Origin of the sequence: Pseudomonas sp. MOIL14HWK12:I1 (assembly GCF_000510705.1) — a bacterium.
Classification (GTDB): Bacteria; Pseudomonadota; Gammaproteobacteria; order Pseudomonadales; family Pseudomonadaceae; genus Chryseomonas; species Chryseomonas oryzihabitans.
Window position 1 is genome coordinate 249512 of record NZ_AZNY01000006.1, and the last position, 14412, is coordinate 263923.

The following is a 14412-nucleotide window of genomic DNA, read 5'->3' on the forward strand; positions in this document are numbered from 1 at the left end:
GGCGCCCTTTCGATCTTTCCCTTATCAGCCCACGACGACTCTGGACGGAGAGCCTCGCCATGACCACCCTCACCACGCCGCGTGCCGACGGCTTCCACATGCCGGCCGAATGGGCCGACCAGCGCCAGATCTGGATGGTCTGGCCCGAGCGCCCGGACAACTGGCGCCTGGGCGGCAAACCCGCCCAGGCCGCCTTCACTGCCGTCGCCCAAGCCATCGCCCGTTTCGAGCCGGTAACCGTCGGCGCCTCGGCGCAGCAATACGAGAATGCCCGTGCCCGCCTGCAGCATCCGCATATCCGCGTGGTGGAAATCAGCAATGACGACGCCTGGTGTCGTGACACCGGCCCGACCTTCGTCAGCGATGGCCAGGGCGGCGTGCGCGGGGTGGACTGGAGCTTCAACGCCTGGGGTGGCCTGGATGGCGGCCTCTATTTCCCCTGGCAGCGCGATGACCAGGTGGCGGGCAAAATCCTGGCGATCGAGAATCTGCCGGGCTACCGCACCCCGGACTTCGTCCTCGAAGGCGGCTCCATCCATGTCGATGGCGAAGGCACCCTGATCACCACCGAGGAATGTCTGCTCAACGCCAATCGCAATCCGCACCTGGATCGCGAGACGATCGAGCGCTACCTGAGCGACTACCTGGCGGTGGACAAGGTCATCTGGCTGCCCCACGGTCTCTACAACGACGAGACCAACGGCCACGTGGACAACTTCTGCTGCTACGTGCGCCCGGGCGAGGTGCTGCTGAGCTGGTGCGACGACCAGGCCGATCCCAACTACAGCCGCTGCCGCGAGGCCCTGGCCGTGCTGGAACGCGAAACTGATGCCCGCGGCCGCACCTTCAAGGTGCATCGGATCGTTACTCCGGGCCCGCTGTTCGCCAGCGATGAGGAATGCCGTGACGTGGATGCCTGCCTTGGCACTCAGCCACGCCGGGCCGGCGAGCGGCTGGCCGCGTCCTACGTCAACTTCCTGATCGTCAACGGAGGCATCATCGCCCCGACCTTTGGCGTCCCCGAGGATGCCGAGGCCCTTCGCACCCTGCAGGCCTGCTTCCCGGAGCACGAGGTGGTGCAGGTTCCCGGCCGCGAGATCCTGCTCGGCGGTGGCAACATCCACTGCATCACCCAGCAGCAGCCGACCGGTCGCTGATTTCCGGCGGAAACGAAAAAGCCCGTCTCGCGACGGGCTTTTTCTTGACCTGAGCGCGGCTTAGAGCAGCGGCAGGGTGTAGCTGACGATCAGACGGTTTTCGTCAACGTCACGCTGGCCCGGTACACCGGCTTGAGAAACGGCCGGCAGGTCGGAACGCAGCATGGCGTTACGCCAGGTGAAGCCCAGACCTTTCAGCTGGCCTTCTGGGATGACGTAGCTGACGGTCAGGTCGCGTTCCCATTCCATGGCGTCGCCAGTACGGGTACGGATGTTGTCACCGCGCTGATAGATGACGCCAGCGGTCAGACCCTTGACGCCCAGCTGAGCGAAGTCATAAGAGTAGCGAGCCTGCCAGGTGTCTTCGCCGGAACGGGTGAAGTTGTTGATCTGAATATCGGTGATGGCATAGGTCGAAGCGCCACCGTTCTCGTTCAGGTAGGGGAAGGCGCTGTTGCCGTTGCTGCCCTGATAACCCAGACCAAAGGTGTGGCCGTAGATCGAGTAGGTGAACAGGCCGCTGTAGAGGCGGTTGTCGATCTCGCCAGTGGTACGGGTACCACCGTAGTAGCCGCTGGACACGTAGAGGCCGGTGCTGTCGGCCTTGCGGTTTTCGCCCTGGCTGTTGCTATCGAAATAGCGCAAGTCGGTCTTGAAGGTACCGTCGCCCAGCTTGACGCTGTGCACCAGACCCAGGAAGTGCTGGTTGTAGAAGTCTTCCAGCTGACCGAAGTAGTACTGCAGGGTCAGGTCTTTGGTGACCTTGTAGTCGGCACCGACGAAGCGGAAATGATCGCTGTTGCGACGCAGGGCGGCATTCGCGGCACCGTTGGAACCGGCGATGGACAGATCGTCTTCGTCGGTGGAGTTACGGTTCTTGGCACGCTCGAGCTGGCCGGCGGTCAGGGTCACGTTCTTGATGTCCTTGGACGTGACTTGAGCACCTTGGAAGGTCTGCGGCAGCAGGCGACCGTCGTTGGAGACCACGACCGGCAGCTTCGGCATCAGGGTGCCGTAGCGGAACTCGGTTTCGGAGATCTTCATCTTGGCAGTAGCGCCGACATTGGAGAACTCGTCAACGGCGCTGTTATCGGTATCACGCGGGAACATGGTGCCGTTCTGCACGCTGCCACCGCTGGCGCCGTTGGCCTTGCCACCGCTGTCCAGACGCAGACCCAGCATGCCGATTGCATCAACACCGAAACCGACGGTGCCCTGGGTGAAGCCGGACTGATAGTTAAGCAGGAACCCCTGACCCCAATCCATCACGCGGGAAGGATTGGCAGTACCGTTGCGGTTGTCTGTGTTGATGTAGAAGTTACGCAGACTGAGGGTGGCTTTGCTGTCTTCGACGAAGCCGGCAGCGTGGGCAGCGGCGATGACGGACAGGTTCAGACAGGCCGCGGAGACCGCGACCACCAGTGGCTTCTTGACCATGTGTGCTCCAGGGGTGAATCGTTGTTATGCGGCCACCAGAGGTGTCAGCGCCTGCTGGTGGTATGCCCGACGGGCCGTGCGGAAGGGAAAGCTAGAGGGCTTTTGTTTCAATTTGGAGAATTATCCCGGGCCTGGTCGACTTTTAAGTTGCGACCTCCAGCACAGGGTCCCTGCCACCGTCTTCCACGTTGCGAAAGCTAATTGCAAAAAAGCATTTCGTCTAGCGATACCTGGGTGAAAACCCGCCCTGTGGTCTTCCGCTCTGACTGTTCGGTCATGACTCGAGGGAACCTGCGCTGCCCACCCCCTGGGAAAGGTTTGCCTTTTGCTGGGAAACCAGCCTTCCCAACCCAGCGCCGTGACGCTCTAGAGCGGGCGTTTCGAGGGATATTCGGCAACCTTCCAGCTAGCTACTTTTGCCCCGCGAGTCCTGAATTCAAATGAATTTCCGTTCTTCTTCAAGGACTTGTAATTTTTTGCGACTGAGCTGCCAGCCGATTTCCGCAGCAGTCGAGCGCTTCGTTGCTGACTGGGCGCCACCTGCTTTGCAACAAAAGTCTTTCCAATCGGCGCGGTGACGCTTTTCAGCCTGCAGGCCAGGCGATGGCGGCACGCTGAAGCGAAAGATCGGCGAATGAAGGGAGACGATCGCGTGAACTTTGGAGAGGCCGGGCAGCCGCCCGGCTGGTAGGACAGCGGAGACGCGACGCGCGCAGCCGGCTGAATCGGCGGCCAGGCCATCCGGGATATCGCCGGGCCGCCTGGCAAAGGGACCTCAGCCCTGGACGATCTGATCCTTGCCCTGGCGCTTGGCCCGGTACATGGCTTCGTCAGCCCGGACATAAAGGGTGTCGAGGGACTCGTCGCCCTCGCGCAGGACGGTGACGCCCTGACTGATGGTGACCTTCAGCGGCCCCTCGGCAGTGGGCACCGCCAGTTGCCGCACGGCCCGTTGCAGGCGTCCGCCGATCTGCAGTGCCAGGTCGCTGTCGCAACCCGGCAGTAGCAGGGCGAATTCCTCGCCCCCGATACGGCCGAACAGATCGCCCCGGCGCGTGGTCTGGGCACCGCATTCGGCAACACGCTGTAACACTTGATCACCCATCTGGTGACCGAAGCGGTCGTTGATCTTCTTGAAGTCGTCGATGTCGAGCAGCAGGAAGGCCAGGGGCTCGCCTTCGTTCTGGGCGAATTCGAAGGCGCGCTGGGCGCTTTCGAAGAAATGCCTGCGGTTGCTGCTGCGCGTCAGCACATCGGTGGTGGCGAGCCGCTGCAGCTCTTCCTCCATGCGTTTCTTGTCGGTGATGTCTTCGGCGATGCCCACCACCAGCAGGGGCATGCCGGCTTCGCTGCGCTGGCTGACAAAGCACTTGTCGCTGAGCCAGCGGATCTCGCCGTCGGCGCGGATGATGCGGTACTCGCGCGACTCCACGGCACCCTGCTCGATCACCTGTTCCAGGGTGCGCTGAGCGTATTCCAGGTCGTCGGGATAGATGTTGTTGAGCCAGGTGCTGTAGTCGCTCAGGACCAGCGACTGGGAACGACCGAAGATCTGCTCGTAGGCGGGGCTGACATAGATGATCTGGCGGTTGCGCCAGTCCAGCGCCCAAAGTACGGCATTGACGCTTTCCAGCAGGGCGCTGAAGAGCTGCTCACGATCACGCAGGCGATCTGCCTCGGCCCGCGAGTGCAGGAGAGCCAGAAGATTCTCTTCCGGGGTGGGAAGAGCAGACAGTGGGGGTTGTTCATCCATATACAAATGCGCCTACGCGGGGTCCTGAGGGAGTTAGAGACAGCTGAAACCAGCCTGGTTCAATCCCCGCATAGGGCAGCCCACGGCTTCGGTGGGCTTTTGTGAAGCCTTTCTCAGGCGGTTCCGGCCGGCCGCAGGGAATAGGTTTTCAGCTGTTCGGCGAATTCGCGCAGGGACTGGATACCACTGGCTTCGGCCTCGCCGATCCACTGCCGGGTCGCGGCCAGCATGTCATGGCCATTGGCACTCGTCCGGGCCCAGATCTGCTGCAGCGCCAGGCGCTTTTCGTAGATCAGCTTCAGCGCCTGGCTGTGTTCGAGCAGCTCGTCGATGCGCACCTGATGGCGGGCCTTGAGCAGGCTGGTCTCGCGGGCCAGCAGCCCCCTGGCACGGCGGAACAGCGGACGCTGGGAGGGCGTGGCGCTGACCCGCTCCTGCCGCAGCAGCGGGCCGATCACCTGCTTGCGATACTGGGCCATGATCTGGAAGCGGTTGTTGAGGATGGCCATGGCGGTGTCCATGTCCAGCTGCCCCTTGCCTTCGATGCGATGGGCGATGGGGGCGACGCGGTTGACCTTGGCCAGGCGCAGCCAGGTGAACAGCTTGATCCAGGCCCAGCCCATGTCGAATTCCCAACGCTTGACCGACAGCTTGGCCGAGTTGGGATAGGTGTGGTGATTGTTGTGCAGCTCTTCGCCACCGATGACGATGCCCCAGGGGATGAGGTTGGTGGCGGCGTCGCGGCACTCGAAGTTGCGATAGCCCACGGCATGGCCGAGGCCATTGACCACACCCGCGGCCCAGAAGGGAATCCAGACCATCTGCACGGCCCAGACGGTGAGACCCAGGGCGCCGAACAGGGCGATGTCGATCAGCAGCATCAGCACCACGCCCATATTGCGGGTGCGCGGATTGGAATAGAGCTTGCGCTCGATCCAGTCGTCCGGACAGTTCTTGCCATAGATGCGCAGGGTATCGGCATTGTTGGCCTCGGCCTTGTACAGCTCGGCGCCGCGGCGGACCACGGTGGCCAGGCCCTTGTGCACCGGACTGTGCGGGTCCTCTTCGGTTTCGCACTTGGCGTGGTGCTTGCGGTGGATGGCGGTCCACTCGCGGGTGTTCATTGCCGTGGTCAGCCACAGCCAGAAGCGGAAGGCGTGCTTGAGCGCGGGATGCAGCTCCAGCGAGCGGTGGGCGGAGTAGCGATGCAGGTAGACGGTGACACTGACAATGGTCAGGTGGGTCAGCAGCAGGGTGACCACCACCAGTTGCCAGACCGACAGGTCGAGCAGGCCGTTGTAGCTCATGGACGCAAAGGACCTCGCGCGAGTTGTGTAGTGCAACTGTCACGGAAAGTTCAGTGAACAGGCGTTCGCGCATTATTGCCGGGGCGGGCGATAAATCCAGCCCTCCCTTTTGCTACACAACGTGTCCTTCACAGACTGCTAATTCTAAAAGTGAATAAACAAAGCATTATTAGCAATTTTAAGAAATAAAGATCGGCATCCTAAGATGGCCCACCTCTTCGCCCATCTCTGCCCTCGAGGACGCCATCCCATGAGCTCCGTTCCGTTCCGCAGCCTGGAAAACCAGGACGAAACCGCACTGCTCCGCGATATCCAGCAGGCTTTGCGCGGACTCAGGTTCGGCGCCATCGAGATCACCGTGCACAACGGGCAGGTGGTACAGATCGAGCGCAAGGAAAAATTCCGGCCCCAGAGCGGCCACACCAACAAGCACTGAGTTCTCGAGGTCAGCGGACGAGCGGGCAAGGTGCCCGCCAGACGGTGTCCGACATTCTCACGTCAAGGAGCCTTTTCATGTCGATTCGCCGTTTCGCCCTGGCCGCGCTGGCCGGTGCCCTGTTCGCCACCCAGGTCCACGCCGTTGAATTGCTCAACGTGTCCTACGATCCGACCCGCGAGCTCTACCAGCAGTACAACGCCGCCTTCGCCAAGCACTGGAAGGCCGAGACCGGCGAAGACGTGACCATCAAGAATTCCCATGGCGGCTCCGGCAAGCAGGCGCGCTCGGTGATCGATGGCCTGCAGGCGGATGTGGTGACCCTGGCGCTATCCGGCGATATCGATGCCCTCAACCTGCGCCAGCAGCTGGTCGACCCCAACTGGCAGAAGCGTCTGGCGGACAACAGCACCCCCTACACCTCGACCATCGTTTTCCTGGTGCGCAAGGGTAATCCCAAGGGCATCAAGGACTGGGACGACCTGGTGAAGAAGGACGTCCAGGTCATCACCCCCAATCCCAAGACCTCCGGCGGCGCCCGCTGGAACTTCCTCGCCGCCTGGGCCTATGCCAAGGCCAAGTACGGCAGCGATGCCGAGGCGCTCAAGTTCGTCACCGAGCTCTATCGCCACGCCCCGGTGCTGGATACCGGCGCACGCGGCGCCACCATCAGCTTCGTGCAGCGTCAGCTGGGCGACGTGCTGATCGCCTGGGAGAACGAAGCCTATCTGTCGCTCAAGGAAGAAGGCGGCGACCAGCTGGAGATCGTCACCCCGTCGCTGTCGATCCTGGCCGAGCCCCCGGTGGCGGTGGTGGACAAGGTGGTCGACAAGAAGGGCACCCGCAAGCAGGCCGAGGCCTATTTGCAGTATCTCTACAGCCCCGAGGGCCAGCGCATCGCCGCGCAGAACTTCTATCGTCCCCGCGATGCCAAGGTGGCGGCGGAATTCAAGGATCAGTTCAAGCCGGTCAAGCTGGTGACCATCGACCAGGAATTCGGCGGCTGGAAAGAGGCGCAGCCCAAGTACTTCGCCGACGGCGGGGTGTTCGACAAGATCTTCGCCGACATCAACAAATAGCGCCCTGGCCGGGACGGCTCACGCTGACCGGCCCGGAACAGGTATCGTTCCACCCCTCTGCGCCCTGGCGAATGCATCGCCGGGGCGCCTTGCAGAAGGACGTCTCATGTCTCGCCGTCTCTCCCCGGTCATACCCGGCTTCGGGTTGACCCTGGGATTCTCCCTGACCTACCTCGCGCTGATCGTGCTGATCCCGCTGGGCGCCATGTTCCTCCATGCCAGCCAGCTGACCCTCGGGCAGTTCTGGTCGCTGATCACCGGGCGCCAGGTGCTGGCCGCCTTGCAGCTGTCCTTTGGCACGGCCCTGCTCGCCGCCTTCGTCAATGGCATCCTCGGCACCCTGCTGGCCTGGGTGCTGGTGCGCTACGAATTCCCCGGGCGCAAGCTGATCGATGCCATGGTCGATCTGCCCTTCGCCCTGCCCACCGCGGTGGCCGGCATCGCCCTGACGGCCCTCTATGCGCCCAACGGCCTGATCGGTTCGCTGTTTCCCTTCAAGATCGCCTATACCCCGATCGGCATCACCCTGGCGCTGATCTTCGTCACCCTGCCCTTCGTGGTGCGCACCCTGCAGCCGGTGCTGGCGGACATCCCCAAGGAGATCGAAGAAGCCGCCACCTGCCTGGGCGCCCGCCCCTGGCAGGTGTTTCGCTACGTGCTGGTGCCGACCCTGCTGCCGGCCTGGCTGACCGGCTTCGCCCTGGCCTTCGCCCGCGGCGTGGGCGAGTACGGCTCGGTGGTGTTCATCGCCGGCAACATCCCGTTCAAGACCGAGATCCTGCCGCTGCTCATCGTCTCCAAGCTGGACCAGTACGACTACACCGGCGCCACCGGCATCGGCGTGTTCATGCTGCTGGTGTCCTTTGTCATGCTGCTGCTGATCAACATCCTGCAGCGCCGCATCCAGCCCAACATCTAAGGACGTCCGCATGAGCCTCATGACTTCCACCAAGGCCGATGCGCGCGCCAACAAGCAGCGCACCCCGGTGGCCATCGCGCTGATCGCCAGCGCCTGGCTGATCTTCCTGCTGGTCCTGGTGCTGCCGCTGTACATGGTGCTGAGCCAGGGCCTGGCCAACGGCATCGGGGCCTTCTGGGACGCCATCAGCGAACCGGATGCGATCTCGGCGCTCAAGCTGACGCTGTTCGCCACCGCCATCTCGGTGCCCCTCAACCTGGCCTTCGGACTGGCCGCGGCCTGGTGCGTCACCAAGTTCGAATTCACCGGCAAGAGTCTGCTGATCACCCTGATCGACCTGCCCTTCTCGGTCTCGCCGGTGATCGCCGGTCTCATCTATGTGCTGCTGTTCGGCGCCCAGGGGCTGCTGGGCCCCTATCTGCAGAGCGTCGATGTGCAGATCGTCTTTGCCGTCCCGGGCATCGTGCTGGCGACCATCTTCGTCACCTTTCCCTATGTGGCCCGCGAATTGATCCCGCTGATGCAGGAACAGGGCACCCAGGAGGAAGAGGCGGCGCGCCTGCTGGGCGCCAGTGGCTGGCAACTGTTCTGGCACGTGACCCTGCCCAACGTGAAATGGGCGCTGATCTATGGCGTGGTGCTCTGTACCGCCCGGGCCATGGGCGAGTTCGGCGCGGTGTCGGTGGTCTCCGGCCATATCCGCGGCCTGACCAACACCCTGCCGCTGCACATCGAGATTCTCTACAACGAATACAACATCGTCGCCGCCTTCAGCGTGGCGATCCTGCTGCTGATGATGGCCCTGGTGATCCTGCTGCTGCGGCAGTGGAGCGAGAGTCGCCTGAGCCGCCAACTGCAGCACCGTGACGAGGAATAAGGCGCCATGAGTATCGAGATCCAGGGCATCAACAAGAGGTTTGGCGCCTTCCAGGCGCTCAAGGACATCAACCTGCACATCGAGAGTGGCGAGCTGGTCGCCCTGCTCGGCCCCTCGGGCTGCGGCAAGACCACCCTACTGCGCATCATCGCCGGCCTGGAAGCGCCGGACACCGGCAACATCGGCTTCCATGGCGAAGACGTCTCCGGGCGTGACGTGCGCGATCGCAACGTCGGCTTCGTCTTCCAGCACTACGCGCTGTTCCGCCACATGACGGTGTTCGACAACGTGGCCTTCGGCCTGCGCATGAAGCCGCGCCGCGAGCGGCCGAGCGAGGCGCAGATCGCCAGCAAGGTGCACGAACTGCTGAACATGGTGCAGCTCGACTGGCTGGCCGATCGCTATCCCGAGCAACTCTCCGGCGGTCAGCGCCAGCGCATCGCCCTGGCCCGAGCCCTGGCGGTGGAGCCCAAGATCCTGCTGCTCGACGAACCCTTCGGTGCCCTGGATGCCAAGGTGCGCAAGGAGCTGCGGCGCTGGCTGGCACGGCTGCATGAGGAGATCCACCTGACCTCCGTGTTCGTCACCCACGACCAAGAAGAAGCCATGGAGGTGGCCGACCGCATCGTGGTGATGAACAAGGGCCAGATCGAACAGGTCGGCTCGCCCGGCGAGGTCTACGAGCAGCCGGCGAGCGACTTCGTCTATCACTTCCTCGGCGACTCCAACCGCTTGGCCTTGGGCGAGCAGGAAGTGCTGTTCCGTCCGCACGAGGTGGAGCTGGAGCGTGAGCCGCGACCGGGTTACCACGCCGCCGAAGTGCGCGACATCCGGCCGCTGGGCGCCACCACCCGGGTCACCCTGAGGGTGCCGGAGCAGAGCGAGGTGATCGAGGTGGAACTGGTCAAGGACCACCCGGTGCTGGCCGGGCTGCAACGGGGTGCGCCGCTGCATTTCCTGCCGCGTACGCCCTGACCCGCCGCAGGCGGCTAAGACCAAAGTCGTAGCCGCCGGGACCAGACAGCGGTTGCAACCTCCGGAAAGCCGGCTCCATGATCGACGAAGCTGACAGCCGTCACACTTCGTCCTCGATCGAGCAGAATAACAAGGAGGTCGCATGCCCAGGCGCTGGCCCGTCGTGTTGTCGCTTCACCTGGCCAGCCTCGTGGCGGCCTTGCTGCTCTGGCAGGGGCTGGCGCTATCCACCGTTACTGGCATGGGGCTGGTCCTGATGGCCGCCCTCTGGCCCTGGTTGCTGCTGCGCAAGCCCGAGGCACCACCCGCTTCCACCCAGTCTTTCGATGAACTGACCGGCGATCTCTCGCGCAGCACGGCGCGCAACGCCGTGGCCATCGCCGGCGTGGCCTTTGCCGCCCAGCAGCTGGCGGCTCGGGTCCAGTCCCAGGCCAGCACGGCCGCGCAGATTTCCAGCAGTGCCTCAGCCCTCACCCAGACCGAGCACGACAGCGCCGCCAGCGCCCGCCAGGCCCTGGCGGTGGCGCAGCAGGTGCACCAGCGCAGCGAGGCCGGTCAGGACGCCCTGAGTACGGCGATCGCCGCCATCCGTGCCCTCAGCGAGCACGCCCGCCAGAGCCGCGAACTGATCGCCGGCCTGAGTGCCCGCACCGACAAGATCCAGCAGGTCACCGAGGTCATCCAGGGCATCGCCAGCCAGACCAACCTGCTGGCGCTCAATGCCGCCATCGAGGCCGCCCGGGCCGGCGAGCACGGGCGCGGCTTTGCCGTGGTCGCCGACGAGGTCCGGGGCCTGGCGGCGCGGACCTCCAGCGCGACCGGCGAGGTGGGGCTGATCGTTGCCGACATCAGCCAGCAGACCGACGCCGTGGTGGCGCAGATCCAGCAACTGGCCCAGGCGCTGGAAGACGGCGTGCGCCAGGTCGAACGTACCGGCGAAGGCCTGCAGGAGATCGCCGAGCTGGCGCAGACCGCCGAGCGCCAGGCCGCGGACATCGCCCAGGGCACCTCGGCCAATCTCGCCCAGCTGGAAAGCCTGGCCCAGGCGGTGGAGCAGGTGCACAGCGATCTGGCCGACAGCGAGCGCCAGACCAGCCGGCTCAGCAGCGCCGCCGACGAACTGGTGGACATGGCCGAAGCCAGCAGCGAACGTCTGGCCGAGGTCGGCCTGGACAGCTATCACCAGCGCATCTTCGAACTGGCGCGCCAGGGCGCGGATGCCATCGGCCGGCGCTTCGAGGAAGACCTGGCCGCCGGGCGCATCACCCAGGATGCCCTCTTCGACCGCCAGTACCAGCCGGTGCCCGGCAGTCAGCCGGCCAAGTACCGCACCCGTTTCGACAGCTATACCGATGGCGTGCTACCGGCGATCCAGGAGCCGCTGCTGGACCAGCATCCCGGCCTGGTCTTCGCCATCGCCTGTACCCCGGAAGGCTATGTGCCCACCCACAACCGCGCCTTCGCCCATGCGCCCACCGGCGACGTGGCGGTGGATACCGCGCGCAGTCGCAGCAAGCGCCTGTTCAGCGACCGCACCGGCAAGCGCTGCGGCAGCCATCAGCGCCGCCTGCTGTTGCAGACCTACATGAGAGACACCGGCGAGGTGATGCACGACCTTTCGGTGCCGATCCTGGTGAATGGCCGCCACTGGGGTGGACTGCGCCTGGGCTATCGCCCCGATACCGCGCGCTAGCCTAGCTTGAGCTGGGTGACGGCCAGCTGCCAGACCGCCGCCTCCAGCCCCAGCATGCGCCCGGCCTTGTGCTCCAGCAGGGCTTCGAGGGACTCGCCCGGGGCGGGATTCGCCGCCTGCGCCGCCAGGTGCAGGATCAGCGACGGCTTGGGCAACACGCCCTGCAGGCTGTGCACCGCGGCCACCAGCTCGCGCAACTCCAACGGCAGTCGCCAGTGTCGCTGCAGTTCCGCGGAGAATTCCAGGCTGTAGCTCAGCAGCGCGCGCTCCAGCGCGGCTTCGTCGAGGGCACCACCGCCGTCGCACCAGCGCTGCACGCCCTGCAGCACGGCCAGCTCACCCAGGCGATGCAGCAGGCCGGCGGTATAGCAGCGTTCGGCGTCTTCGCGCACATAGCGCAGCGCCAGCAGCCGGGCGCAGTCAGCAGCGCGCTGAGCCAGGTGCAGATAGCCTTCGGCGCGTCCGGCCAACAGCGGCTCGGCCAGGCGGGTTGCCCGCCGCAGGCTCAGGCCCAGGACCAGATTGAGGGTGAAGCCGACGCCCAGCCGCGGCAGGGCCTGGCCGAGGGTCTGGCAGGACTGGCCGACGCGCTGGGAGGCGCTGTTGGCCGCGGCGATCAGGGTCGCCGTGACCAGCGGATCCTGGCCGAATTCGGTTTCCAGTTCGCCCAAGCTGCAGCTCTCGCTCTCGCGGCAGCGCTGGATGATGGCGGGCAGGTCGGCGAACAGCGGCACGGCGTCGATTTCGGCGGCCATGCGCTGCAAATGATCGTCCAGGGAGCCCAACGCCGGGGCACTGGCTGCCTGAGAGGCGTCTCCGGCCGGCGGCAACAGACTGTGCAGGCGGCGCAACACCTCTTCCGCCGCATAGGGTTTGACCAGATAGGCCGTTGGTGCCAGACGCAGGGCGGCGCGCACATAGGCGGCATCGGAATGGTCGGACAACAGGATCACCGGCTGCAGCGGCTGGGCGCCGCGCTGGCGAATGCGCCGCAACAGGTCGAGGCCGTCGCAATCGGCCGGTCGCTCGACGATGATCAGGGCGCATCTCTTGCGCTGATCCAGTTCGGCGAGGGCCTGATAGCCATGGCCGTATTCATGCACCAGGGCATCGGCACGCACGGCCAGCACCAGCGACTTGAGCAGGTCACGGGTCCAGGGATTGGCGTCTACGATGAGTATCAGGGGCGGCATCCCAACCCACTCCTGCTTGAGGAAAGCGAAGCGGCGGATGATGCGGCAAAGCGAGGTTTGTGCCAAGCGTGTCACAAAAAAACCGCCCTCCAGGAGGGCGGTTTAGGCAGGACTCAGGCCAATTCGGCAAAACACTCGCCGATAATGGCCAAGCCGCGATCCAGCTCTTCGTCGCTGGCGGTCAGGGGCACCAGGATGCGCAGCACGTTGCCGTAGCTGCCGCAGCTGAGCAGGATCAGGCCCTTCTGACGCGCCCGGACCACGATCTGACTGGTCAGCTCGGCATCGGGCTGCTCGATGTCGCCGCCCTTGCCCAGCTCCATGGCGATCATGGCGCCCAGGCCACGGACGTCGCAGATCTGCGCGTGCTGGGCGGCCAGTTCGCGCAGACCGGCGGTGAGGCGCTCGCCCACGGCCTTGGAGCGATCCAGCAGGTTCTCTTCCTTGAAGGTCTCGATCACCGCCAGGGCTGCGGCGCAGGCGATGGGGCTGCCGGCGTAGGTGCCACCCAGGCCGCCGGGGGTGACGGCATCCATCACCGTGGCGCGACCGGTCACGCCCGACAGCGGGAAGCCGCCGGCGATGGACTTGGCGAAGGTCACCAGGTCGGCGTCGACGCCCATCTGCTCCATGGCGAAGAAGGTGCCGGTCCGGCCGGCACCGGACTGGACTTCATCGGCGATCAGCAGGATGCCGTGGGTGTCGCACAGGGTGCGCAGGCGCTGCATGAATGCCTTGGGCGCGGCATAGAAGCCGCCCTCGCCCTGCACCGGCTCGAGGATGATGGCGGCGATGTCGCCGGGGGCGGCATCGTTCTTGAAGATGCGCTCGACGCTGGCGATGGCGTCATCGACGCTGATGCCATGCAGTTCGCAGGGGTAGAGCGCGCGATAGACGCCGCCGGGCATCAGGCCCATGCCGGCCGAATAGGGCGCGACCTTGCCGGTCAGCGACAGGGTCATCATGGTGCGACCGTGGTAGGCGCTGGAGAAGGCGATGACGCCGGCACGCTGGGTGGCGGCGCGGGCGATCTTGACCGCGTTCTCCACGGCTTCGGAGCCGGAGTTGAACAGCGCGGTCTTTTTCGGGAAGTTGCCCGGCACCAGTTCGTTGAGCTTTTCGCAGACCTCGACATAGGGCTCGTAGGCCAGCACCTGGAAGCAGGTGTGGGAGACCTTGGTCAGCTGTTCCTGCACGGCCGCCACTACGCGCGGATGCAGGTGGCCGGTGTTGAGCACGGCGATGCCGCCGGCGAAGTCCAGGAATTCGTTGCCCTCGACGTCCCAGACCTTGGCGTTCTCCGCGCGGGCGACGAAGATCGGGTGGGTCTGGCCGACGCCACGGGCGACGGCGGCGCTGCGGCGGTGCATCAGGGAATCATTGGTGTGGCTCATTGCAGTCCTCGATGGCCGCTCATCGTGGCGGCCGGCTACGGGAAAGGCGCGGACCGGATTCCGGGCAGCATACGATGATCGACTGCCAACGGCCCGGCGTCCGCGCCGGGGGAAAGCTTTGGGTCAGGCTGAGGGTCTGTCGGGCTTCGACGATAGAGCCGTCTCAACCCAACCTACGGGTGCTGGTAGGTT

Annotated in this window: 12 protein-coding genes; 7 read left to right on the top strand and 5 right to left on the bottom strand. The window is 64.9% G+C overall.

From position 1 onward, the window contains the following. Positions 1–59: 59 nt before the first annotated feature. Positions 60–1157, top strand: coding sequence for an agmatine deiminase (aguA, locus tag PSEK12I1_RS0105205; protein WP_027600871.1), 1098 nt, complete (start codon positions 60–62; stop codon positions 1155–1157). A 60-nt stretch (positions 1158–1217) separates the two neighbouring features. Here aguA and PSEK12I1_RS0105210 read toward each other — a convergent pair whose 3' ends face one another. The 3 genes from PSEK12I1_RS0105210 to desA all read right to left on the bottom strand — a co-directional run bounded on the left by PSEK12I1_RS0105210 (position 1218) and on the right by desA (position 5654). Beyond that, complete coding sequence (locus tag PSEK12I1_RS0105210; RefSeq protein WP_027600872.1) at positions 1218–2594, bottom strand: OprD family porin; 1377 nt, start codon at positions 2592–2594, stop codon at positions 1218–1220. Positions 2595–3369: 775 nt separating this feature from the next. After that, complete coding sequence (locus PSEK12I1_RS0105215; protein WP_027600873.1) at positions 3370–4347, bottom strand: sensor domain-containing diguanylate cyclase; 978 nt, start codon at positions 4345–4347, stop codon at positions 3370–3372. Between the two features lie 113 nt (positions 4348–4460). Further along, positions 4461–5654 carry a delta-9 fatty acid desaturase DesA gene (desA, locus tag PSEK12I1_RS0105220; RefSeq protein WP_027600155.1) on the bottom strand — a complete coding sequence of 398 codons (1194 nt, stop codon included), beginning with the start codon at positions 5652–5654 and terminating at the stop codon, positions 4461–4463. 250 nt (positions 5655–5904) lie between these two features. Here desA and oscA point away from each other — a divergent pair, with 250 nt between their 5' ends. The 6 genes from oscA (at position 5905) to PSEK12I1_RS0105250 (ending at position 11633) form a co-directional block, all read left to right on the top strand. Further along, the gene (oscA, locus tag PSEK12I1_RS0105225; protein ID WP_027600154.1) at positions 5905–6090 is read left to right on the top strand and encodes a sulfur starvation response protein OscA; all 186 of its coding nucleotides are present in this window, start codon (positions 5905–5907) and stop codon (positions 6088–6090) included. 77 nt (positions 6091–6167) lie between these two features. Then, positions 6168–7169: a sulfate ABC transporter substrate-binding protein gene (locus PSEK12I1_RS0105230; RefSeq protein WP_027600874.1), complete on the top strand. Its 1002-nt coding sequence runs from the start codon at positions 6168–6170 to the stop codon at positions 7167–7169. 106 nt (positions 7170–7275) lie between these two features. Continuing rightward, positions 7276–8088 (top strand): sulfate ABC transporter permease subunit CysT, encoded by an 813-nt coding sequence (gene cysT, locus PSEK12I1_RS0105235; RefSeq protein WP_027600152.1) that lies wholly within the window; start codon positions 7276–7278, stop codon positions 8086–8088. A 10-nt stretch (positions 8089–8098) separates the two neighbouring features. Then, positions 8099–8965 (top strand): sulfate ABC transporter permease subunit CysW, encoded by an 867-nt coding sequence (gene cysW / locus PSEK12I1_RS0105240; protein ID WP_027600151.1) that lies wholly within the window; start codon positions 8099–8101, stop codon positions 8963–8965. Between the two features lie 6 nt (positions 8966–8971). Continuing rightward, the gene (locus tag PSEK12I1_RS0105245; protein ID WP_027600150.1) at positions 8972–9940 is read left to right on the top strand and encodes a sulfate/molybdate ABC transporter ATP-binding protein; all 969 of its coding nucleotides are present in this window, start codon (positions 8972–8974) and stop codon (positions 9938–9940) included. Between the two features lie 256 nt (positions 9941–10196). After that, a complete protein-coding gene (locus tag PSEK12I1_RS0105250; RefSeq protein WP_231500983.1) occupies positions 10197–11633 on the top strand; it encodes a methyl-accepting chemotaxis protein in 1437 nt (478 codons plus the stop codon). Here the strand turns inward: PSEK12I1_RS0105250 and PSEK12I1_RS0105255 are convergent. Further along, entirely contained in the window at positions 11630–12826 is a 1197-nt protein-coding gene (locus PSEK12I1_RS0105255) for an HDOD domain-containing protein (RefSeq protein ID WP_027600876.1), read from the bottom strand. The genes PSEK12I1_RS0105250 and PSEK12I1_RS0105255 overlap by 4 nt on opposite strands. Before the next feature lie 113 nt (positions 12827–12939). Beyond that, positions 12940–14220, bottom strand: coding sequence for a 4-aminobutyrate--2-oxoglutarate transaminase (gene gabT, locus PSEK12I1_RS0105260; protein ID WP_027600877.1), 1281 nt, complete (start codon positions 14218–14220; stop codon positions 12940–12942). Between the last annotated feature and the right edge of the window lie 192 nt (positions 14221–14412).

Coding starts and splice junctions, on each gene's coding strand:
- PSEK12I1_RS0105255 (WP_027600876.1), bottom strand. CDS start 12,826: ATGCCGCCCCTGATACTCATCGTAGACGCCAATCCCTGGACCCGTGAC.
- oscA (WP_027600154.1), top strand. CDS start 5,905: ATGAGCTCCGTTCCGTTCCGCAGCCTGGAAAACCAGGACGAAACCGCA.
- PSEK12I1_RS0105250 (WP_231500983.1), top strand. CDS start 10,197: ATGGCCGCCCTCTGGCCCTGGTTGCTGCTGCGCAAGCCCGAGGCACCA.
- gabT (WP_027600877.1), bottom strand. CDS start 14,220: ATGAGCCACACCAATGATTCCCTGATGCACCGCCGCAGCGCCGCCGTC.
- cysW (WP_027600151.1), top strand. CDS start 8,099: ATGAGCCTCATGACTTCCACCAAGGCCGATGCGCGCGCCAACAAGCAG.
- PSEK12I1_RS0105210 (WP_027600872.1), bottom strand. CDS start 2,594: ATGGTCAAGAAGCCACTGGTGGTCGCGGTCTCCGCGGCCTGTCTGAAC.
- PSEK12I1_RS0105215 (WP_027600873.1), bottom strand. CDS start 4,347: ATGGATGAACAACCCCCACTGTCTGCTCTTCCCACCCCGGAAGAGAAT.
- PSEK12I1_RS0105245 (WP_027600150.1), top strand. CDS start 8,972: ATGAGTATCGAGATCCAGGGCATCAACAAGAGGTTTGGCGCCTTCCAG.
- desA (WP_027600155.1), bottom strand. CDS start 5,654: ATGAGCTACAACGGCCTGCTCGACCTGTCGGTCTGGCAACTGGTGGTG.
- PSEK12I1_RS0105230 (WP_027600874.1), top strand. CDS start 6,168: ATGTCGATTCGCCGTTTCGCCCTGGCCGCGCTGGCCGGTGCCCTGTTC.
- cysT (WP_027600152.1), top strand. CDS start 7,276: ATGTCTCGCCGTCTCTCCCCGGTCATACCCGGCTTCGGGTTGACCCTG.
- aguA (WP_027600871.1), top strand. CDS start 60: ATGACCACCCTCACCACGCCGCGTGCCGACGGCTTCCACATGCCGGCC.